Annotated in this window: 17 protein-coding genes; 10 read left to right on the forward strand and 7 right to left on the reverse strand. The window is 71.0% G+C overall.

The window, feature by feature from the left end; all coding sequences use genetic code 11:
- Window positions 1-23: 23 nt before the first annotated feature.
- Together metH and V6V89_RS11975 are read left to right on the forward strand one after the other, a co-directional pair.
- Window positions 24-3,527 carry a methionine synthase gene (gene metH, locus V6V89_RS11970; RefSeq protein ID WP_442935124.1) on the forward strand — a complete coding sequence of 1,168 codons (3,504 nt, stop codon included), beginning with the start codon at window positions 24-26 and terminating at the stop codon, window positions 3,525-3,527.
- 209 nt (window positions 3,528-3,736) lie between these two features.
- Complete coding sequence (locus tag V6V89_RS11975; protein WP_334619216.1) at window positions 3,737-4,453, forward strand: neutral zinc metallopeptidase; 717 nt, start codon at window positions 3,737-3,739, stop codon at window positions 4,451-4,453.
- Here V6V89_RS11975 and V6V89_RS11980 read toward each other — a convergent pair.
- Window positions 4,410-5,675, reverse strand: coding sequence for an HNH endonuclease signature motif containing protein (locus V6V89_RS11980; protein ID WP_334619116.1), 1,266 nt, complete (start codon window positions 5,673-5,675; stop codon window positions 4,410-4,412). The two genes, V6V89_RS11975 and V6V89_RS11980, sit on opposite strands and share 44 nt — an antisense overlap.
- A 558-nt stretch (window positions 5,676-6,233) precedes the next feature.
- On the opposite strand from V6V89_RS11980, the gene V6V89_RS11985 reads away from it, so the two are divergent.
- Window positions 6,234-6,881 carry an HAD family hydrolase gene (locus V6V89_RS11985; RefSeq protein WP_334619218.1) on the forward strand — a complete coding sequence of 216 codons (648 nt, stop codon included), beginning with the start codon at window positions 6,234-6,236 and terminating at the stop codon, window positions 6,879-6,881.
- A 7-nt stretch (window positions 6,882-6,888) separates the two neighbouring features.
- On the opposite strand, the gene V6V89_RS11990 is transcribed toward V6V89_RS11985, so the two are convergent.
- The gene (locus tag V6V89_RS11990) at window positions 6,889-8,235 is read right to left on the reverse strand and encodes a serine/threonine-protein kinase (protein ID WP_334619117.1); all 1,347 of its coding nucleotides are present in this window, start codon (window positions 8,233-8,235) and stop codon (window positions 6,889-6,891) included.
- A gap of 139 nt (window positions 8,236-8,374) precedes the next feature.
- On the opposite strand from V6V89_RS11990, the gene V6V89_RS11995 reads away from it, so the two are divergent.
- From V6V89_RS11995 to V6V89_RS12005, 3 genes are all read left to right on the forward strand, one after another.
- On the forward strand, window positions 8,375-8,623 hold the full coding sequence (locus V6V89_RS11995; protein ID WP_334619118.1) for an SCO4226 family nickel-binding protein: 249 nt from the start codon (window positions 8,375-8,377) through the stop codon (window positions 8,621-8,623).
- Window positions 8,624-8,708: 85 nt separating this feature from the next.
- A complete protein-coding gene (locus V6V89_RS12000; protein ID WP_334619119.1) occupies window positions 8,709-9,323 on the forward strand; it encodes a hypothetical protein in 615 nt (204 codons plus the stop codon).
- Window positions 9,316-10,005: a class F sortase gene (locus V6V89_RS12005; RefSeq protein ID WP_334619120.1), complete on the forward strand. Its 690-nt coding sequence runs from the start codon at window positions 9,316-9,318 to the stop codon at window positions 10,003-10,005. The genes V6V89_RS12000 and V6V89_RS12005 overlap by 8 nt, the downstream gene beginning before the upstream one ends.
- A 52-nt stretch (window positions 10,006-10,057) precedes the next feature.
- Here V6V89_RS12005 and V6V89_RS12010 read toward each other — a convergent pair whose 3' ends face one another.
- The 5 genes from V6V89_RS12010 to V6V89_RS12030 form a co-directional block, all read right to left on the reverse strand.
- Window positions 10,058-12,607, reverse strand: coding sequence for an ABC transporter permease (locus tag V6V89_RS12010; RefSeq protein ID WP_334619121.1), 2,550 nt, complete (start codon window positions 12,605-12,607; stop codon window positions 10,058-10,060).
- Window positions 12,608-13,378 carry an ABC transporter ATP-binding protein gene (locus V6V89_RS12015; protein WP_334619122.1) on the reverse strand — a complete coding sequence of 257 codons (771 nt, stop codon included), beginning with the start codon at window positions 13,376-13,378 and terminating at the stop codon, window positions 12,608-12,610. It abuts the gene before it with no gap.
- 319 nt (window positions 13,379-13,697) lie between these two features.
- On the reverse strand, window positions 13,698-14,378 hold the full coding sequence (locus tag V6V89_RS12020) for a response regulator transcription factor (protein ID WP_334619123.1): 681 nt from the start codon (window positions 14,376-14,378) through the stop codon (window positions 13,698-13,700).
- A 28-nt stretch (window positions 14,379-14,406) separates the two neighbouring features.
- Window positions 14,407-15,723, reverse strand: coding sequence for a sensor histidine kinase (locus V6V89_RS12025; protein WP_334619124.1), 1,317 nt, complete (start codon window positions 15,721-15,723; stop codon window positions 14,407-14,409).
- A 29-nt stretch (window positions 15,724-15,752) separates the two neighbouring features.
- A complete protein-coding gene (locus V6V89_RS12030; protein WP_334619125.1) occupies window positions 15,753-16,682 on the reverse strand; it encodes a RecB family exonuclease in 930 nt (309 codons plus the stop codon).
- 102 nt (window positions 16,683-16,784) lie between these two features.
- Here V6V89_RS12030 and V6V89_RS12035 point away from each other — a divergent pair, with 102 nt between their 5' ends.
- The 4 genes from V6V89_RS12035 (at window position 16,785) to arc (ending at window position 21,316) form a co-directional block, all read left to right on the forward strand.
- A complete protein-coding gene (locus V6V89_RS12035; RefSeq protein WP_334619220.1) occupies window positions 16,785-17,891 on the forward strand; it encodes a site-2 protease family protein in 1,107 nt (368 codons plus the stop codon).
- Window positions 17,888-18,808, forward strand: a complete 921-nt coding sequence (locus V6V89_RS12040) for a tRNA (adenine-N1)-methyltransferase (protein ID WP_334619126.1) — start codon at window positions 17,888-17,890, stop codon at window positions 18,806-18,808. Before V6V89_RS12035 ends, V6V89_RS12040 begins: the two co-directional genes overlap by 4 nt.
- Window positions 18,801-19,385, forward strand: a complete 585-nt coding sequence (locus tag V6V89_RS12045; RefSeq protein ID WP_334619127.1) for a hypothetical protein — start codon at window positions 18,801-18,803, stop codon at window positions 19,383-19,385. Before V6V89_RS12040 ends, V6V89_RS12045 begins: the two co-directional genes overlap by 8 nt.
- 149 nt (window positions 19,386-19,534) lie before the next feature.
- A complete protein-coding gene (gene arc, locus V6V89_RS12050; protein ID WP_334619128.1) occupies window positions 19,535-21,316 on the forward strand; it encodes a proteasome ATPase in 1,782 nt (593 codons plus the stop codon).
- Window positions 21,317-22,237: the final 921 nt, after the last annotated feature.

Raw genomic sequence — 22,237 nt, forward strand, 5'->3', positions numbered from 1 at the left:
AGCCTTGGACCGTGCCGACTTCGTTGATCGACGCGCTCGCCGACCGCATCCTCATCGCCGACGGGGCGATGGGCACCATGCTGCAAGCCGCTGACCTGGATGTTGATGACGACTTCCAGGGTCTAGAGGGCTGCAACGAGGTGCTCAACGTGACCCGCCCCGACGTGGTCAGGGGGGTCCACGAGGCATACCTGGAGGCCGGCGCCGACTGCGTCGAGACCAATACGTTCGGCACCAACCTGGCCGCGCTCGGTGAGTACGACATCCCGCACCGCATCCGCGAGCTGGCCGAGGCGGGTGCCCGGATCGCCCGGGAGGCCGCCGACCGGTGGACGACGCCTGACCGGCCACGGTTCGTGCTGGGCTCGATCGGTCCCGGCACCAAGCTGCCGACGCTGGGCCACGCGCCGTACGCCGCGCTCCGCGACGCCTACCAGGAAAACGCCGCCGGCCTGATCGTCGGCGGCGCCGACGCGCTGATCGTCGAGACCTGCCAGGACCTGCTCCAGACCAAGGCCGCCGTGATCGGCTCCCGGCGCGCGATGGCCGACATCGGCCGCACGGTGCCGCTGATCTGCCACGTCACCGTCGAGACCACCGGCACGATGCTGCTGGGCAGCGAGATCGGCGCCGCGCTGACCGCGCTGGAGCCGCTGGGCATCGACCTGGTCGGCCTGAACTGCGCGACCGGCCCCGCCGAGATGACCGAGCACCTGCGCTACCTGTCGCAGCACGCCCGCGTGCCGCTGTCGGTGATGCCGAACGCGGGCCTGCCGGAGCTGACCGCCGACGGCGCCCGGTATCCGTTGACGCCGGACGAGCTGGCGGAGGCGCTGGACCGGTTCGTCAACGAGTACGGCGTCGGCCTGGTCGGCGGCTGCTGCGGCACGACGCCCGCGCACATCCGGGCGGTCTCCGACCGGTTGCGCGGCGCGGCCGCGGGCCCGCGCGCCCCGCAGGTCGAGGCCGGCGTGGCCTCGCTGTACCACCACGTGCCGTTCGCGCAGGACGCAAGCGTGCTGATGGTCGGCGAGCGCACCAACGCGAACGGTTCCAAGGCGTTCCGCGACGCGATGCTGGCCGGCGACTACCACGCGTGCGTCGAGATCGCCCGTGGCCAGGCCCGCGACGGCTCGCACCTGCTCGACCTGTGCGTCGACTACGTGGGCCGCGATGGCGCGCAGGACATGCGTGAGCTGGCGGGCCGGTTCGCCACCGCCTCCACGCTGCCGATCATGCTCGACTCCACGGAGCCGAACGTGATCGAGGCCGGCCTGGAGATGCTCGGCGGCCGGTGCGTGGTCAACTCGGTCAACTTCGAAGACGGCGACGGCCCCGAGTCGCGATACGCGCGGATCATGCCGATCGTGCAGGAGCACGGCGCCGCGGTGGTCGCGCTGACCATCGACGAGGAGGGCCAGGCGCGCACCGCCGAGTGGAAGGTGCGGGTCGCGTCCCGCCTGATCGACGACCTGACGGGCCGCTGGGGCCTGCCGGTGTCCGACATCCTGGTCGACTGCCTGACGTTCCCGATCTCGACCGGCCAGGAGGAGACCCGCCGCGACGCCATCGAGACCATCGAGGCGATCCGCGAGATCGCCCGCAAGTATCCGGGCATCAACTTCACGCTCGGCATCTCCAACGTGTCGTTCGGCCTCAACGCGGCCGCCCGCCAGGTGCTCAACTCGGTCTTCCTGCACGAGTGCGTGCAGGCCGGCCTGACCAGCGCGATCGTGCACGCCAGCAAGATCCTGCCGATGTCGAAGATCCCCGACGAGCAGCGTGAGATCGCCCTCGACCTGGTCTACGACCGGCGGCGGGAGGGCTACGACCCGCTACAGCGCTTCATCGAGATATTCGAGGGCGTCGACGCGGCGTCCGCGCGGGCGTCGCGGGCCGAGGAGCTGGCGGCCCTGCCCCTCGACGAACGCCTCAAGCGCCGCATCATCGACGGCGAGCGCAACGGCCTGGAGGCCGACCTCGATGCCGCGCTGGAGACCCGCACCGCCCTGGCGATCATCAACGACATCCTGCTCGACGGCATGAAGGTGGTCGGCGAGCTCTTTGGCTCCGGCCAGATGCAGCTGCCGTTCGTGCTCCAGTCCGCCGAGGTCATGAAGACCTCCGTGGCCTACCTCGAACCGCACATGGACAAGGCCGACGACGGTGGCAAGGGCCGCATCGTGCTTGCCACGGTGCGCGGCGACGTGCACGACATCGGCAAGAACCTGGTCGACATCATCCTGTCCAACAACGGGTACGAGGTCGTCAACATCGGCATCAAGCAGCCGATCAACGCGATCCTCGACGCCGCCGAGCAGCACAACGCCGACGCGATCGGCATGTCCGGCCTGCTGGTCAAGAGCACGGTCATCATGAAGGAAAACCTCCAGGAGATGGCCACCCGCGGCGTCGCCGACCGCTGGCCGGTGCTGCTGGGCGGCGCCGCGCTCACCCGCGCGTACGTCGAGGACGACCTGCGCTCCATGTTCGCCGGCCAGGTGCACTACGCGCGCGACGCGTTCGAGGGCCTGTCGCTCATGGAGCGGGTCATGGCCGCCAAGCGCGGCGAGGCCCCCGTCGTCGACCCCGCGCGCGAAGAGGCACTCGCCGCGCGGCGGGCGCGGCGCGAGCGCCAGCGGGCCATCGTCAGCGAGTCGCTGCCCGACCTCAATGATTCGTCGGTACGGTCAGACGTAGCGACCGAGGTCGACGTACCGGCGCCACCCTTCTTCGGCACCCGAGTGGTGCGCGGCATCGCGCTCGCCGACTACGCGGCGCTGCTGGACGAGCGGGCCACCTTCCTCGGGCAATGGGGCCTGCGCGGCAGCCGCGGCGGCTCCGGACCGTCCTATGAGGAGCTGGTCGAGACCGAGGGCCGGCCGCGCCTGCGCTACTGGCTCGACCGCCTGATCAGCGACAAGGTCCTCGAAGCGGCCGTGGTCTACGGCTACTTCCCGGCGTACTCGGAGGGCAACGACCTCGTCGTGCTCGACGAAAACGGGCACGCCGAGCGGGCGCGGTTCACGTTCCCGCGCCAGCGCCAGGAGCGGCGCCTGTGCCTGGCCGACTTCTTCAAGCCCCGCAGCGACTCGCTCGACGTCGTCGCCCTGCAACTCGTGACGATCGGCCACCCGGTCAGCGAGTACACCGCGAAGATGTTCGCCCGCAACGAATACCGCGACTACCTCGAGGTGCACGGCCTGTCCGTGCAGCTCACCGAGGCCCTGGCCGAGTACTGGCACAAGCGCGTCCGCGCCGAGCTGGTGCTGCCCGGCGGCGGCACCGTCGCCGACACCGACCCGACCGACCTCGCCGGCCTGCTGCGCACCGACTACCGCGGCTGCCGGTATGCGTTCGGCTACCCGGCCTGCCCCGACCTCGAAGACCGGGCGAAGATCGTCGACCTGCTCGACGCTTCTCGTATCGGGGTGCAGCTGTCGGAGGAGTTCCAGCTGGTGCCCGAGCAGGCCACCGACGCGATCGTCGTCCACCACCCGGAGGCCAACTACTTCAACGCCAAGTAGGCATCAGCTCCGACGTGCCAGTGGCCGCGGCACGCAGCTGATCGTCAGAGCGCCGATGTCGTGGTCCAGGCGATCCGCGACGAGCGCTCCGAGCAGCTCTCCGGTGCGGACCGGCCAGGCGTCGCTGGACCTCGTGGATGACCGCACGCTTTCTGGGTACTTCCACAACAGCGTTACGGTCAGAGCCCGGCGACCCTGCGGCGGTGATGATGTTTCAACGATCGTGGGCGAGGCCCGCCTCGGCAGTCGCCCTGCTCGCCCTTGTCCTGCTCGCATCGGCGTGTCTCGTCGAGCCTTCCGGGGACCCCGGTGCTCCACCCGAGGTGTCGCCCGGTTCGACGGTCCCCGGCGAGCAGGAAGACGGCACGATGAGCATCGACGAGTTCCAGCGCGACGTCCAAGGCGCCGTCGAGGTCGCCGAAGCGTACTGGGAGGAGCGGGTCGAAGGCTTCCGGCCGATCCGGCGGGTCATCGCGTACCAGCGCGACGGCGAGGTGGAGTGCGGCGGCCAGCCGTTGACCCGCAACAACGCGGCGTACTGCTCCGGCGGCGACTTCATCGCGTACGACGTGAACTGGGCGGTGTCCGCCTTCCGCCAGATCGGCGACGCGTTCGTCTTCTACCTGCTCGGGCACGAGTACGCCCATGGCATCCAGGTGCGCCTCGGCATCCAGTACCGGTTCACGATCCAGCAGGAGCTCCAGGCCGACTGCATGGCCGGCGCGTACATGGGCGACTCGGTCCGCGCGAAGGCCCTGCGCCTCGATGACGGCGACATCGACGAGCTCCAGCAGGGCCTGCTCGCGGTCGGCGACGACCCGGGGCAGCCGTGGTTCGAGTCAGGCGCGCACGGCACCGCCGAGCAGCGCGCCGACTCGTTCTTCAGCGGCTACCAGAAGTCCCTGGATACGTGCAGCCTGGGATGACAGGTTTTCGCCGCGGCTTCCGCTCAGAGTCCACATAGTACGGTGGGATGAACTCGGGTCTGCCGTCTGTGCCGAGGCGGACTTGCCACTCGCCGCGGTGGATGAGCCGGTGGTGGTATCCACACAGCAGGACGCCGTTGTCCACACAGGTCGGTCCGCCAGCGGACCAGGCTTGGATGTGGTGGGCGTCGCACCAGCGTGGTGGCCGTTCACAGCCTGGGAACGCGCACCCGCCGTCCCGCACGACCAGCGCCCTTCGCAGCGGCCCGGTGAACAGCCGTCGCGACTTCCCGACGTCGAGCAGTTGTCCGTCGCCGCCGAGGACGGCGGGAATGATCTGCGCGTCGCACGCCAGCTTGCGGACCTGTTCGGCGCTGAGGCGTTCCCCAGTGTCCAGCTGCCCGTCTCGCAGCTGGTTGCGGATCACGTCGTAGGGGACGGTGACCACGATTTGTGGCCGGTCGCCGCCGTTGGCGGGGAGCTGCTCGGTGTGTAGGGCGAGCCGGCACACTTCGACGAGGGCGTCGGCGCGGCGTTGGGTGGCCGTGCGATCGTTGTCGGGCTTGCATAGTGGGTCAAAGGCGGCGTCGACGATGGCGGCGGCTTCGGTGTCGAGCCAGCCGGTGACCCGGTATCTGCCGTCGCCGTTGTTGGTCATCGTGAACCCGCGAGTTTGCTGGGCCCGTTTTTCGTCGCGTTCGGTGGCTTTCCGGTCGGCGTCTTCGGCGATGTCGGGGGCGACGTGGGCCAGGATCCGGTCGGTGATCCGCCGCAGTACGCCGGGTTCCCAGTCGGCGTACTGCTCGAGCAGGGTTTTCTCGGCCGCGTCCACGATGTCGGCTGGCGCCTGGTCGGCCAGGTCGGCCAGCGTCCTGGCGATCAGCTGGGCCTGCTCCACGTTGAGTGTCGCGTCGGACAGGGCGGCGTCCAGGACCAGGCGCTGATCGAGGGCGCGGGCCAGGTCGACCGCGCGTCGTGCGGCGTGGATGCTGATGTGCAGGCGACCGCGGAGCCAGACCGGGGTGCTGCTGGCCTCCTGTGTGATGGGCAGGCCGCGGCCGTCGATCTCCCGGATCAGGTGGAGTTTGGCGGCGGCGAGCATCTGCTCGGCGTCGTGCACCGCCTGCAGGGCGTCGGTGAGGTCGGCGTCGAGCAGCGACCACGCCGGGGTGCCGGCGCACTGACCGGTGACGCTCCTGAGCTGCTCCAACACCTCCCGCACACATCAAATTCTCGGACACTCGTACGAAGATCACTGCCCCGGCGGGCGCCACGCCGGCCGCGCCACGCCGGTCGCGGAGAAATTGTCACGCGCGGTTGTCAAGGGCGGGCGGTCCGCGGCCCGCCGCTCCGCGGTGCCGGGCGCGCCAGCAGCGGCCGGAGACCGTTCGGGCGCCGTGACCAGCAGAGTGTGGTTCCGAACCCCGTGCCGCGCGCGACCCACGCCCTGCTCGATACGCGCGGAGCCCGAGCGGATCCACGGCGGCGGTCGCCTCCCGCGGCGAGGCGGCATCTCGACACAGATCAAGGGCGATTGCATGGATCAAGGGCAAACGCACGCGGTTTAGAGATCGAACCACGTGCGTTTGCCCTTGATCGACGGCAAGGGGAGGGGCGCGCGCCGTGCGGGGCGCCGTGCGGGGCGGCGGACGGGGCGGCGGGCGGGGGAGGGCCGCCGCGAGGGGCGGGTGGGTGAGGGATGGGCCACAAGCGCGAGGGTCATTGGTGGTCCTTCGGGGATGATCGGAGGGTGACCAGGACGACCCCCCGGCTGGCCGCCGTGCTCTTCGACATGGACGGCACGCTCGTTGACAGCGAACGGCTGTGGGACACCGCCCTCAGCGAGCTGGCCGTCCACTACGGTGGCACGCTCTCCGCGCAGGCGCGCATCTCCATGGTGGGCATGAACCCTGGCGTCTCGATGCGCATCCTGCACACCGACCTGGGCCAGGAGTGGCGCGACCCGGACGAGAGCTACCGCTGGGTGGAGCGTCGCATGACCGACCTGTTCCGCACCGGGCTGGTGTGGCGGCCGGGCGCCCTCGCGCTGATCGAGGCGGTGCGCGCGGCGGCGGTGCCGACGGCGCTGGTCACGTCGACCGGTCGGCCGCTCGTCGACATCGCGCTCGACACTCTCGGGCGCGACAACTTCGATGTCGTGGTCGCCGGCGACGAGGTGCGGGCGCCCAAGCCCGACCCCGAGCCGTACCGGCGGGCGGCCGAGCTGCTGGGTGTGCCGATCGAGCGCTGTGTCGCCATCGAGGACTCGCCGACGGGTGTGGCGAGCGCGCTCGCGGCCGGTGCCGCGGTGCTCGGCGTGCCGAACGAGGTGCCGCTGGACGTGGCGGACGGCGTACACCTGCTGGAGAGCCTGACCGGTGCGGACCTGGACTTCCTGTCGGGTTTGATCCTCAAGCCCGCCCACTGACGAGCCGTCAGGCGAGGAGGGGGCGGAGCAGGGCCCTGAGCTCGTCGGCGGTCTGGCGGTCGATGCGCCCCTTCTTGAGCTGCTCGTCGAGGTCTTTGGCGAGTTCGCCTGCCTGCTTGCGTACGTCGCGCTCGGGGCGGTCGCCGGCGGCCTCCTCACGCAGCCGGTCGAGGCGGTCGCGCAGCTTGCGAGCGGCTTCGGCATCGATCCGGCCGGCGCCGAGCGCCGCCGTGACCGTGTTGTCGAGCGCGTTGATGACAGCCGTCGACCCGGTAGGGGAGGGACGGGGCGAGCTCGGCGGAGCGGCGGCCGTGGTCGGCGAAGTCGACGGGCCACCGCCGAGGCGGGACGGCTCACCGGACCCGGACAACAACGCGGCGGCGATGATCGTCAGGGCCAGACCGATCGCGATGATCCCCCCAGCCAACCCGGCCAGCAGCAACCGATTCGCCCCGCCCCGATCGGGCGGCGCCGCGAACAGGGTGGGCGGTGGCGCGACGAGGGTGGCCGGCGGCGACGGCGAGACCGGCGTGTCGACGGTGGGAGCGGTGCGGGCGAAAGCCGCCAGGCGTGACGCCGCCTCGGCCGCGCGTGGGCGGTCTCCCGGGTGGAAGGACATCAAGGCCTCGCACAGCCTCGCCACCTCCGGCGGGACGTCGGGAGGCGGCAGCGGGGCAGCCGAGGCCGCCTCGGCGAAACTCATCACCAGGCTTGGCGGGCGGCGGGTCAGCGCCTCGTAGAGCACCACGCCCAGCGCGTACACGTCGCTGGCCGGCCTCGCGGGCGCGCCGGCGAGGACCTCCGGCGCCACGTACCCGGGCGTGCCCACGACCGTGCCGCGGTCGGGCTCGGGGCCGTCGGCGAGCGCCGCGATGCCGAAGTCGAGCACCTTCGCGCCGCCGGCGGTGAGCATGACGTTTCCCGGCTTGATGTCGCGGTGGACGACGCCGAGCCGGTGGGCGGCGGCCAGCGCCGCCGCGACCTCGGAAGCCGTTCGCACGGCTTCCGGCCAGGCCATCGGGGCGCGTCGCAGCCGGTCGGCCAGGTTCTCGCCGTCAACCAGCTCCATCACGAGGTACGGGGAGACGCCGCCACCGGGCAGCGGTGCCTCGCCGTAGTCGTAGACCTGGGTGACGTTCGGGTGGGCGAGGCGGGCGGCGGCTTTCGCCTCCCGCCAGGTGGCGGCGCGCAGCGTGCGGTCGCGGGACAGCGAACTCGCGAGCACCTTGACCGCGACCGGGCGTTCGAGCACCTGGTCGTCGGCGCGCCACACCTCGGCCATGCCGCCGAGCCCGATGCGTTCGACCAGCGTGAATCGGTCGTGGAGGCGCAGGCCCGGGCGGAGCGGCGTCATGGTCACCAGTGTCCCCGGTCGAGGCGGTTCGCGCCGCACGAGGGGTGCTCAAAAGCGGCCATGACGGGCTGTGAGCGAGCCTAGGCTGATTGTCGAAGCCCGGCACCCGCGCCGGACATCAGCAGGGAGGACAGGGCAGATGGCCAAGTTCATGGACGTCCACCTGGGGATGGTGGGCATCACCAACGACCAGCTCAAGGAGGCGCACGCCGCCGACCTCGCGATCCAGGACGAGGAAGGCGTGGTCTTCGAGCGTGCCTGGGCCGACCCGAAGGCGGGCGTCATCTACTGCCTGTCGGAGGCGCCCGACGAGGAGGCGGTCCGGCGCATCCACGAGCGGGCCGGCCACCCGGCCGACGAGATCCACCCGGTGCCGCTGGAGGTGTAACGGCGACACGCCGAGGGCCTGACCAGCCATAACCTGCAACCAGGCATACGCTTCGCGAAAATTGCCCGTTTTGCCTGGAGGTGTTATGCGGGGGTCACGGCTGGTCCGTCTAGGTGTAGCGGTTGCCGCCGGTGTGCTCGCGGTCGGGCCCGGCGGCCCCGCCCGCGCCGCCGACACGATCAACATCAACCCGGGCAACGTACCGACGCCAGCGGCTGGGTTCGACAGCCAGGACTGCGGTCCGAACTTCGGGGAAGGGCCGCACCCCGGAGAGGACATCTGGGTCTTCGTGCTGCCCAAGCCGAACCAGCTCGGCTCGTTCACGTCGGTCACGGCCACATTCGACACCCCGGACGGCGAGGAGATCCTGACCATCCCGACGGACGGCGGCGCCATCGTCGACGACAAGGGCACGAGCAAGGCGTGGATCAGGACGCCGGCCGGTTGGACGCTGACCGCCGCCTCCGCCGACATCACCGGTACGGCGGGGGAGAACGACGAATTCAACCTCACGCGTACCTGCCCCACGGGGTTCGTCCCGAAGACGACGCCGCCGGTGACGCCGAGCGGGGCGCCGGACACCGGCGGCGGTGGCCAGCAGACGAGCAGCGTCGCGCTCGGCGCGGGCGCCCTCGTGCTCGCCGGCGCCGCCGGCATCGGCCTGATCGCGGTCGCGCGGCGCCGACGCGCGGATGGATAGGAGGCACACCGCCTGGTGGGCCGGCACCGCGGCCACCGTCCTGGTCGCCTGCTGGGGAGTACAGCAGATCCGTTCCGGGACGGATCCCGCGGCCGGCGGGCCGCCCGCCCTGCCGGCGACCGCGAACACCGGGGCACCCGTGCGCCCCGACGACCTGCGGCACGTCGTCAATCCGGTACCGGTCGAGCGCGCCACGGCGCTCGACCGCTCGGCGCCCGCGTCGATCGTGATTCCGTCGATCAACCTGCGGGCCGCGCTCGACGAGATCGGCCTGCTGCCCGACGGTCGCATGGAGATACCGCCCTACGAGCGGGCGCACCGGGCCGCCTGGTACCGGCTCGGCCCGTCACCGGGTGAACGCGGCTCGGCGGTGATCGTGGGGCACGTCGACTCGAAGAAGGCCGTGGCCGTGTTCTGGTACCTCACCCGCGTCCAGCCCGGCGACCTGGTCGAGGTGACCCGTCAGGACGGCGACACGGCGGTGTTCACGGTGAGCTCGGTGGAGCAGTTCGCCAAGAGCCACTTCCCGGCCGACCGGGTGTACGCCGACGTCGAGGTGCCGGTACTCCGCCTGGTCACCTGCGGCGGCCCGTACGACACCTCCCGCCACGCGTACCGAGACAACGTGGTGGTGTTCGCGAGCATGACCGGCCTGCGCCCGGCAGGCTGGGAAGGCGGCTGAAACACAGCGGGGGCGGCCCGCGATAGCGGGCCGCCCCCACCGGGGAGGCGGGCTACTCGTGTGCGATCGCGCGCAGCACGTCGAGGCGTGCGGCGCGGATAGCGGGCAGGACCGCGGCGACCACTCCGACGATCGCTGCCACTGCGACGAACAGCCCCATCTGGGCCCAAGGGAGAACCAGGTCATCGATGCCCTGGTCGCGTAGCGCCCGGACCACGGAGGCGCCCAGCCCGGAGCCCACGACCACGCCGAGGATCGCGCCGAACATCGAGATGACGACGGCCTCGACGGTGACCATGCGCATGGTTTGCGCACGGCGTAGCCCGATTGCCCGCAGCAGGCCCAGCTCGCGGGTCCGCTCCAGCACCGACAGCGCCAGCGTGTTGACGATGCCGAGCACCGCGATGAGGATCGCGAGCGCCAGCAGGATCTGGATCATCTGGAGGACACCGTCGAGGCTGCTGGTCTGCTGGTCGATGAACGTCGCCCGGTCGGCCACGGAGACCTCGGGGCTGTTGGCCAGCAGCGCCTCGACCTGCGGCTGCACCTGGGCGACGGTCGTGCCCGGCGCCAGCTTCAGGTACGCCTGGGTCGGCTTCGGCACCGCGAACCCCTTGGCCGCCTCGACCGGCAGCACGAACCCGCCGTACAGCTCGGAGGCCTCGTAGATGCCCGACAGCGTGTACGTCTTCGGATCGCCGCGCGTGGTCTGCACCGCCAGCGACGCGCCGACCGACAGCCCGAGATCCTTCGCGGTGTCGGTGTCGACGAGCATCTGGTCGTCGCCGAGGCTGCTGATGGTGCCAGCGGTCGCCTTGGCGTGGTAGATGTCCGTGAGCGCGGCGACGTCGCTGATCGCGGTGACGCCCTCGGTCTTTCCGTTGACCTTGGCCTGGTCCCAGTAGATGCCGGCGGTCTCCTGGACACCCGGCAGCTTGGCGGCCTCGTCGAGCACCGCTGGGTCGAAGCTCGGCGGTCGCGGCCCGGTCTGGGTGCCGGAGATGACCAACTCGGCGTCGATCGTCTCCTCCGCCAGGGCGGTGAAGCTGGCCTTGGCCGAGTCGAGGATCACCGTTACGCCCGTGACCAGCGCGATGCCCACCATGAGCGCGGCCGCGGTGATGGCGGTGCGGCGCGGGTTGCGGCCGGAGTTGAGCCGGCCCAGCTTGCCGGGGACCGACCAAGAGAAGATCCGGCCGAGCAGCGCCACGACGGGCTTGCTGATCAGCGGGGTCAGCAGGGCCACCCCGATGAACGTCACCAGCACGCCGGCCAGGATCGTCCACAGTGTACTGTCTCCGGCGTTCCCGCTGAGGCCCAGCGCGAGCAGCGCGCCGCCCACGGCCCCGACCACCGCGCCGGCCACCGTGATCTTGGTGAGCGGCCGGTCGGGCGTCGCGACGTCCTGCATGGCGGCGACCGGTGGGATGCGCGAGGCGCGCAGCGCCGGCAGCACCGCGGCGATCACCGTGACGAACAGGCCGACCACGAAGGCGCTGATGACCGCCGCGAGTGGTATGCCCACGGACGCCATCTCCAGCCCGCCGCCGAGCGACCCGAACGCGTACGCCAGCAGGGCGCCCACGCCGACGCCGGCGCCGAGCCCGAGCACGGACGCGAGCAGGCCGATGACGATCGCCTCGACGAGCACCGAGCCGATCATCTGACCTCGGCTGGCGCCGACCGCCCGCATCAGCGCGAGCTCGCGGGTGCGCTGCGCCACGATGATCGAGAACGTGTTGAGGATCAGGAAGATCCCGACGAACAGCGCCACGCCGGCGAACCCGAGCAGGATGTTGTTGAAGAAGGCCAGCCCCTCCTTGAGGCTGTCGGACGCCTCGTCGGAGAGCTGCTGTCCGGTCTTCACCTCATATCCGCTGCCGAGCTTCGTGGAGATCTCGTCGCGCAGCTTGGCGTGCGAGACGCCGCTGTCGGCCTTGACCGTGATGCCGGTGTAGACGCCGGTCTCGCCGACCAGCAGCTGCTGCGCCGCCTTCTCGGTGAACGCGACCTCCTGGACGCCGCCCAGGCTGTCACGGCCACCGCTGTATCCGAAGATGCCGACAAGGGTGAACGGCTTGGCTGGTTCGAGCGTCTGCACCCGCACCTGGTCGCCGACCTTGATCTTCGCGGCGTCGGCCACCGTCACGTTGACGGCGATCTCGTTGTCTGCCGTCGGGCCGCGCCCCTCGCGCAGCTCCGTCAGGCCGTCCTCGCCGGTCCACGCCTGGCCGATCTGCGGCGGCCCGAACGAGGTGAGCACCTTGCCGTTGCTGCCGATGACCTGGGCGCCGTCGGCGGAGACCGTGCCGGTGGCCTTGGCCACGCCCGGCACCGACCGCACCTCGTCGAGGACCGCCGCCGGGAACGGCGCCTGGACCTCCTCGCCCTCCATCTCGCTGATCTCGATCTTCGGCTTGGCCGCCACGCCGACGTCGGTCTGCGAGTACGCGCTCGAGAACACAGCGTCGAACGAACGGCCCAGCGTGTCGGTGAGCACGAAGGCTCCCGACACGAACATCACGCCCAGCACCACGGCCAGCCCGGACAGCACCAGGCGCAGCTTGCGGGCGAGCAGGCTCTTCAGGGTCGCGCGCAGCATCTACTCCGCCACCCCGACAGTGAGCACGTCGAGCCGCTTCATGGTGTCGAGGACCGCCTCGGGCGTCGGGTCCAGCAGCTCGGAGACGATCTGCCCGTCGGCGAGGAACACCACGCGGTCGGCGTAGGACGCCGCAACCGGGTCGTGGGTGACCATGACGATGGTCTGGCCGTACTCGCGCACCGAGCGCATCAGGAAGCCCAGCACCTCGGCGCCCGAACGGGAGTCGAGGTTACCGGTCGGCTCGTCGGCGAAGATGACCTCCGGACGGGCGACCAGCGCACGGGCGCAGGCGACGCGCTGCTGCTGGCCGCCGGACAGCTGGCTGGGCCGGTGGCCGAGCCGGTCGCGCAGCCCGACGGTGTCTATCACCGTGTCGAACCACGCCTGGTCGGGCTTGCGGCCGGCGATCGACAGCGGCAGCAGGATGTTTTCCTGAGCGGTCAGGGTCGGCAGCAGGTTGAACTGCTGGAAGATGAACCCGACCTTGTCGCGGCGCAGCCTCGTCAGGCCGGCGTCGCCGAGCCCCGTCACCTGGGTGCCGCCGATGAAGACGTGCCCCCGGGTGACCGCGTCGAGCCCGGCCAAGCAGTGCATCAGTGTGGACTTGCCGGAGCCGGATGGCCCCATGATCGCCGTGAACCGGCCGCGCTCGAAGTCGGCCGTCACCCCCCGCAACGCGATGACCTGGGCCTCGCCCGAGCCATACACCTTCCACACGTCGCTCGCGCGGGCCGCCACGTGCGTGTCGCTCGCCGACGTCGCAGTCACTACTTCCCCCTCGTATAAAACAAATGGTCCGGCCGGGGTGTCGGCCCGGCCGGCAGCATTAATCGTGGGGGCCGCGGACGCTGAAATCGTCCGTCCGCGGTCGGAACCGGAGACCCATCTTTCGGTGCGGGCCACCCCCGAGGTGCGCTCAGGGTCACCCCTGAGCGCACCCGGCAAGATCTCGAAGAGACCTTCCCCCGAATGCCTTCGACACTCAGAGTAGGTGTCGCAGCAGGCCGGGCCGTCCTGCTGCGGGAGAGTCTTCTGGTACGCCCACCGGGCGCCGCCTCCTCCACCCTGAGGAGGAGCGAAGGAGGCGTTACGCGCCCGGCCGGACCAGCCCGGTCTCGTACGCCAGCACGACCGCCTGTACCCGGTCGCGCAGCCCCAGCTTGGTCAGCACATGCCCGACGTGGGTCTTGATCGTCGTCTCGCTGACCGACAGCGCCGCCGCGATCTCCGCGTTCGACAGACCCTTCGACACCTGGATCAGCACCTCGCGCTCGCGCTCGGTGAGCGAGTCCAGAGCCTTCGGCGGGGTGGCCGACGGGTCGGGCAGCGAGTCGGCGAACCGGTCCAGCAGGCGCTTGAGGATGCGCGGGGCGACCACCGCCTCGCCAGCCGCGACCGTGCGGATCGCCACCACCAGGTCCTCCGCGGGCACATCCTTGGCGAGGAAGCCGCTCGCGCCGGCCCGCAGCGCCCCCACCACGTACTCGTCCAGGTCGAACGTGGTCAGGATCAGCACCCGCACCGGCAGCCGCGCGTCGACGATCGAGCGGGTCGCGGCCACCCCGTCCATGCGGGGCATCCGGATGTCCATGAGCACCACGTCGGGCAGCAATCGGCGGGCCAGGTCGACCGCCTCCGCGCCGTCGCTGGCCTCGCCGACGATGTCGAGGTCGTCTTCGGCGCCCAGCACCATGCGGAACCCCGTGCGCAGCAACGGCTGGTCGTCGGCCAGCAGGATCCGCACCGGCCGCTCTTCGCTCGCCACCATCTCGTCGTCCCCCGTCAGCCGAATCCGGTCAGCTCTGCTCCATCGGGATCTTCGCGTACACCCGGAAACCGCCGCCCGGCCGGGGCCCGGTGCGCAGCGTGCCGCCGTACAGGGCGACCCGCTCCCGCATCCCGACCAGGCCGTGGCCGACGTAGTCGGAGCCGGGTGCCGGGCCGCGCCCGGTGTCGAAGATCTCCACGATGAGCCAGTACACGCCGAAGCTGAGCCGGACCTGTGCGGTGGCCGCGCCCGCGTGCTTGAGCGCGTTGGTCAGCGCCTCCTGGACGATACGGTAGATGGTCAGCGCCACGCCCGGCGCCAGCGAGCCGGGAGAGCCGTCGACCCGCAGTGACACCGGCAGCCCGGCCTCGCGCACCTGCTCCACCAGCGACTCGATCCCGGCGAGCCCCGGCTGCGGCGCCATCTCCGCCGCCGGCTCGGCCTCGGTGCGCAGCACGTCGAGCAGGCGGCGCATCTCGCGCAGCGTGGCGCGGCTGGTGTCTTCGATCGTGCTGAGCGCCTCGTCGGCGGCGTCCGGGTCGCGGCCCAGCACCCGCCGGGCCCCGGTGGCGAGCACGCCCATCACGCTCACGTGGTGCGCCACCATGTCGTGCAGCTCGCGGGCGATCCGTCGCCGCTCCTCGGCCACCGCCTGCTCGGCGAGGGCGCGCTGATTCTCCTCGGCGGCTCGGGCCCGCTCCTCCAAAGCCTGCGTGGAGGCGCGGCGGGCGTGCACGGTGCGGCCGATGAAGAAGCACACCATCCCGAGCAGCCCGTTGAGGAACATGATGTAGCCGGTCGACATGTCTTCCGGCTTGGACGCGTCGGGGGTCAGGGCGTTGACCACGAGGACGGGCAGCCACATCGCCGCGAGCGCGAGCACCGCGCCGCGCAGGGGGAAGTGGGCGGCCGTCGAGTACGTCAGCACGACGATCGCCACCACGACGGTGACCGGCTGGACCGTGACCACGGCGCCGATGACCAGCGCCGCCGTGGTCAGGACGACGGCGGCCCAGGGCGCCACGCGACGCATCGCGATGGGTACCGCGCACACGACGCTGCTCGCGATCGCGACCGCCCAGCCGCGCTCGCGCATGTCGGCCGGGCCGGTGGCGACGAGTACCAGCTCGATGGCCACGGCAGCGGCGGCGAGCAGCGCGTCCGCGCGCAGGCTCCGCCGAGCGTGCCGCCCCAACGGCAGCACGCTCGCCCATCGGGGTACCGCCGTGTTTGGTGGCTCGCTCGCTCGCGCGGCGCCAAAGTCGACGCCTTCCTTCGCGCCGCGCCCCGGCTGCGTCGGCGCGTCACTCAGTCCAGGCGCCGACGCGCCAGCTCGCTCGCTCACTGAGCCTCCGCCGGTGCCATGTTCTGACGCTATCCGGTAACGGGTGTTGCTCCTTCGTCACCGGTGGCGAGGCGGTCATCCTCCGCGAGGAGGAGGGCGGGTGCGCTGGTCTCCTGCTCGGCCTCGCGGGTGGGCTCGGGGAACGGCGGCGGGGTGCCGCCGAATGCGGGGCACAGCGCCTGGTGGCTGCACCAGTCGCACAACCGGCTGGGCTTGGGACGGAAGTCGCGGGTCGTCTTCGCGTGCTCGATCGCCCGCCACAGCGCCAGCAGCGTGCGCTCGAACCGGGCCAGCTCCTCGGCGTCGGGCGAGTAGTCGCAGACCTCCTGGTCGCGCAGGTACAGCAGGCGGAGGACGCGCGGCACCACGCCGCGGGTGCGCCACAGCACCAGCGCGTAGAACTTGAGCTGAAACAGCGCGCGCGCCTCGAACGCCTCGCGCGGCGCCCCGCCGGTCTTGTAGTCGACCACCCGTAGGTCGCCCGCCGGCGACACGTCGAGCCGGTCGACGTATCCACGGATCAGGAGCTGCTCGTCGACCAGGGTGGCGATCAGGGTCTCCCGCTCGGCGGGCTCCAGCCGGCGCGGATCCTCCACAGTGAAGTATCCCTCGAGCAGCTGGCGGGTCGACGCGAAGAACTCCTCGCCGCCCTCGGCGACCAGCTCGGCCAGGTCGGGCGCCTCGGCCACGAGGCGCCCCCACTCTCCAGTCACCAGGCCAGCGGCTGCCGCCGGCACGCGCTCGGCCGCCGGCAGGTCGAACAGGCGCTCCAGCACGGCGTGCACGAGCGTGCCGCGGGCCTGGTCGGGCGTCGGGCGCTCGGGCAGCCGGTCGATGCTGCGGAAACGGTAGAGCAGGGGGCAGGTCTTGAAGTCGGCCGCACGCGACGGAGAGAGCGTGGGATACCTGACTTCTTGCTCCGTCGCCGTCACAGGGAACACGTGCTCCACCGCCGTCATAGGGAAAAGGCTATGGCACGGGTATGACAGTTCGCCGCGCCGCGCCCGGCAACCCGTAGCATCGAAGGCGTGGCACAGGAACCGACCGAGCGCCGGCCCGGAATGACGCTTGGCCGGGTCTTCGGCGTCCCGCTGTACCTGAACGCCTCGATGCTGCTGCTCGCCCTGCTCGTCACCGTGTTGTACGGCGAGTTCGTGCGCGACCGGCTGGAGCTGTCGCAGCTCGCCGGATACGCCGTGGGCTTCGGGTTCGTGGTCTGCCTGCTCGGCTCGGTGCTGCTGCACGAGCTCGGTCACGCGCTGACGGCGCGCCGGTACGGCATCGGTGTGCGCGGGATCACGCTGGAGCTACTCGGCGGATACACCGAGATGGACCGCGACGCGCCCAGCCCCAAGGTCGACCTGCTGGTCTCGCTCGCCGGGCCCGCCGTGTCGCTGGTGCTCGGCGTGGGGGCAGCGTTCGCGACCGCCGCGCTGCCCGAGCGCACGCTGCCGCACCAGCTCGCGTTCCAGCTCGCGATCAGCAACATCGTGGTCGCGGTGTTCAACTCGCTGCCCGGCCTGCCGCTCGACGGCGGGCGGGCGCTGCGCGCCGGCGTGTGGGCGGTCAGCCGCGACCGGCACCTCGGCACCGAGGTCGCCGGCTGGGTCGGCCGGGCGGTCGCGATCGGCACCGCGCTGGCGGTCGCCCTGCTCACGGCCACCGGCCTGCTCTCGCCGTTCGGCCTCGCGTTCATGCTGCTGGTGGCGTTCACGCTGTGGCAGGGCGCCGGGCAGTCCATCCGGGCGGCGCGCATCAGTCGACGGTTCCCGCTGATCGACCTCGCGCGCCTCGCGCGGCCGGTGTTCTCCGTGCCGACCGGCACGCCCCTCGCGGAGGCCCAGCGGCGCGGCAACGACGCGGGCCGTCCGGATGCCTCGCTGGGCGTGTCCGACTCGGCCGGCCGGCTGGTGGCGCTGGTCGATCGGGCCGCGGCCGCCGCCGTGCCCATGGAGCGCCGCCCGTGGGTTGCGGTCGACTCGGTCTCGCGCGGCATCGACGGCATCTACGCGATGCCCATCGACCTGAGCGGCGAGCAGGTGATCAAAACGGTGCAGGCGCACCCGGGTGCGCAGTACCTCGTGACGTCAGGCGAAGATGTGGTTGGCGTTCTGCACGTCGCCGACCTGGCACAGCTTTTGGAGCCCAAACGGAGTATGAACCAGTGACCACCGCGCTGTCCGACATCGAGCTCACGCCCGCCCACCGGGGCCCCTTCCGCACCGGCGACCGGGTGCAGCTCACCGACCCCAAGGGCCGCATGCACACGATCGTGCTGGAGCCCGGGCGGTCGTTCCACACCCACCGCGGGGCGCTCGAGCACGACGCGCTGATCGGCCTGCCCGACGGCAGCGTGGTGACCTCCTCCGGCGGCACGGCATACCTGGCGCTGCGCCCGCTGCTGTCCGACTACGTGCTCTCGATGCCGCGCGGCGCGCAGGTGATCTACCCCAAGGACGCCGCGCAGATCGTCACGATGGGCGACGTCTTCCCGGGCGCCAAGGTGCTGGAGGCCGGCGCCGGTTCCGGCGCGCTGAGCAACTGGCTGCTGCGGGCCGTGGGTCCCTCCGGCGAGCTGCACTCGTACGAGCTGCGGGAAGATTTCGCGGCGATCGCCCGGCGCAACGTCGAGGCGTTCTTCGGCGGGCCCCACCCGGCGTGGAAGCTGCACGTGGGCAACGTGGCCGAGTGCGGCGAGACCGGTTTCGACCGGATCATCCTCGACATGCTGACCCCGTGGGAGGCCCTCGACCTGGTCGAACGGGCGCTCGTGCCCGGCGGCGTCTTCATCGGATACGTGGCCACGACCCCGCAGCTCTCCGAGCTCGTCGAGGCGCTGCGCGAGCGCGGCGGCTTCACCGAGCCGCGCGCGTGGGAGTCGCTGGTGCGTGACTGGCACGCCGAAGGGCTCGCGGTACGCCCGGATCACCGTATGATCGCTCACACCGCGTTCCTCGTCTCGGCGCGCAAGCTGGCACCCGGCGTCACCGCGCCGCCGCGCCGGCGAAAGCCGAGCAAGGGCGCGGAGGCATACCGTCTGCGTCGTGAGGCACAGCGGGGGGAGGGCACGAGCGTCGATGAGTAGGCCCGCGTTCGGGGGTGGCGAGTTGCCAGCGGTGTTCCCCGACTGGTCGCCGTACCAGGACCTGGACTCGGCGGCCCGCGCCTACCTGCGCGACCCGGAGGTTGCCCTGGAGGCCCTCGGCGGGGTGCTGCGCGGGGCGACTGTGCTTGGCTTCACCCTCGAACGCTTCGTCAACGAGGTCAACGGCGTCTGGCAGGAGGTCGTGGTCTGCGACGGCAGCCGCCTCATCCTGTGGCACGGCGAAGACGTGGCCCCCGGCGACGGCCCGCCCGGCTCGATGACCTCCTCGCTGCGTGTCGTGCCGCTCTCCTCGGTCACCGAGGTGGGCTGCCGCCGGCGCCTCACCAGGACCCCGAGCGGCCAAGCCAGGGTCGACAGCATCGACGTGTATTTGCTGCTCAGCTCGCTGGACGAGGCCGGCGCCGCCCCCGCCGCGCCCGGTGAGGACCACCAGGCGGTTCGCCACGATGCGCTGCGGTTTGGCAAGACGCTCGACGACGGCGGGGCGGGGCAGATCGCCCGGCTGGAGGAGTTCGCCCGGCTTGTCGCGTCGATGGTCGGGCGTCCGACACTGTGACGTCTGCCCCGCGTTTCCCGCGCGGCGCGCCGATGTTTCCCGTGCCGTAACGATCAAGCTTCGGTGACGAGGGTGTTGCGTGGGTTCGAATCGCCCTCGCACCGGTTAGTGTTTATGGCAGAACGTTCGAGCCCCCGGGGAGGTGGGACGTGGCACGCAGCGACGACGCGGATTCGCGCGCCGCACGGTGGGAGAAGGAGGCCCACGATCTCTCCACTCAGGTCGCGTTCCTTCAAGAGGAACTCGCTCTGGTGCGGCGCAAGCTGACCGAAAGCCCCCGACACGTCCGGCAGCTCGAGGAGCGGCTCGCGGCAACGCAGGCGCAGCTGGCCCGACTGACCGAAAACAACGAGCGGCTCGTGAGCACCCTCAAAGAGGCACGAGCCCAGATTGTCACGCTCAAGGAAGAGATCGACCGCCTGGCACAGCCGCCGAGCGGATACGGGGTCTTCCTGACCAAGCACGACGACGGCACGGTCGACGTCTTCACCGGCGGCCGGAAGCTGCGAGTGGCGGTTTCACCGTCGCTCGACACCGACGAGCTGCGCCGCGGGCAGGAAGTCCTGCTCAACGACGCGCTCAACATCGTCGACGCGTTCGGCTTCGAACGGGTCGGCGAGGTGGTCATGCTCAAGGAGATCCTGGAAGGTCTCGACGGCGCCCCGGGTGACCGGGCGCTCGTGGTGTCCCACGCCGACGAGGAGCGCATCGTCCACCTGGCCGACACGCTCATCGGCAGCCCATTGCGGGCCGGCGACTCCCTGATGATCGAGCCGCGCTCGGCGTACGCGTACGAGCGCATCCCGAAGAGCGAGGTCGAGGAGCTCGTCCTCGAAGAGGTGCCCGACGTCGGATACGAAGACATCGGCGGCCTGCACACCCAGATCGAGCAGATCCGCGACGCCGTGGAGCTGCCGTTCCTGCACGCCGACCTCTTCCGCGAGCACCAGCTCCGCCCACCGAAGGGCATCCTGCTGTACGGGCCTCCGGGCTGCGGCAAGACGCTCATCGCCAAGGCGGTCGCGAACTCGCTCGCCAAGAAGATCGCCGAGCGCCGTGGCCAGGAGAAGCACACCAGCTACTTCCTCAACATCAAGGGCCCGGAGCTGCTCAACAAGTACGTCGGCGAGACCGAGCGGCACATCCGTCTGATCTTCCAGCGGGCCCGGGAGAAGGCCGGCGAGGGTACGCCGGTCATCGTGTTCTTCGACGAGATGGACTCCGTGTTCCGCACCCGCGGCTCCGGCGTCTCCTCCGACGTGGAAAACACGATCGTCCCGCAGCTCCTGTCCGAGATCGACGGCGTCGAGGGGCTCGAAAACGTCATCGTGATCGGCGCCTCCAACCGGGAAGACATGATCGACCCGGCCATCCTGCGCCCCGGCCGTCTCGACGTGAAAATCAAGATCGAGCGTCCGGACGCCGAGGCGGCGAAGGACATCTTCTCGAAGTACATCCTCACCGGCCTCCCGCTGCACCCGGACGACCTGACCGAGCACGGCGGCGACGCCCAGTCCACGGTCGCCGCGATGATCGAGGCGGTCGTCCTGCGGATGTACTCCGAGACCGAGGAGAACCGCTTCCTCGAGGTGACCTACGCGAACGGCGACAAGGAGGTCCTGTACTTCAAGGACTTCAACTCCGGCGCCATGATCCAGAACATCGTGGATCGCGGCAAGAAGATGGCGATCAAGGAGTTCCTGTCGTCGGGGCGCAAGGGGCTGCGGTTGCAGCACCTGCTCGACGCCTGCGTCGACGAGTTCCGCGAAAACGAAGATCTGCCCAACACCACCAACCCGGACGACTGGGCACGGATCTCCGGCAAGAAGGGCGAGCGGATCGTGTACATCCGCACGCTGGTCTCCGGCGGCAAGGGCGCCGAAGCCGGCCGCTCCATCGACACCGTGAGCAACACCGGCCAGTACCTGTAGCAAGTTCTAGGAGGCCGCCTCGCGCGTAGCGCGAGGCGGCCTCCCCTTTTGCGTCACACCCACCCTCTCTCCACGCCGCTCAGGCCCTCACCACGCCCTCTCCGCGCGCCGCGCCCCTCCCCGTGCCCGCGCGCCGTGCCCCTCCCTTGTGCCCGCGCGCCGTGCCCGCGCGCCGTGCCCGCCTCCTCCCATGCCCGCGCGGAGCGCCCCTCTCCTCGTCGATCAAGGGCGAACGCACGTGGTTGGATCTCTTTTCCACGTGCATTTGCCCTTGATCGATGCGAATGCCCTTGATCGCGGCGCCCAGCGGCGCCCAGCGGCGCCTCACTGCCCGTTCCGCGCTCCTGCGCCGGCTCCTGGCGGGGCGCGGTCCGCCGCGGCCGCGACGACCTTGCTGCCCGTTTCGCGCCGCGGCGCTGTGGCGTCAGGATCTGCGGCGGAGGGCGGACCGACGCGATCTCGCCGCGCTGCTCGCGCGTTCCTCGTCGATCAAGGTCAAATGCACGCGGATCTGAGATCAAAGCGCGTGCGTTTGACCTTGATCAACGCGAATGCCCTTGATCGACGCGGGGCGCGGCCTGCTGGCACAGCGGCGAGGCCCGTGCGAGCAGAGGGCCGGCCAGGCCCGGCGCACGTCGCGAAGCGGGATGCGACGGCCCGCAGAGGCATAGAGCACCACGCGGCGGACAGGTTCGACCTACGCGTCAGGCCGGGGTGATCACCACCCTCGGCGCTGCCCGTGCCCGCCGCGCCGTCGCGCCGCCGTGCCCGCCGCGCTGCCGTGCCCGCCGCGGTCGGCGCCGATCAAGGGCATCCGCGCCGATCAAGGGCGAACGCACGTGGTTTTGAGATCGAACCACGTGCATTTGCCCTTGATCGACGGCAAAGGGGGGATGCGCGTACCAGGGCAGTGACATCCGT

The sequence above is a fragment of the Micromonospora sp. CPCC 206061 genome (assembly GCF_036906915.1).
Classification (GTDB): Bacteria; Actinomycetota; Actinomycetes; order Mycobacteriales; family Micromonosporaceae; genus Phytohabitans.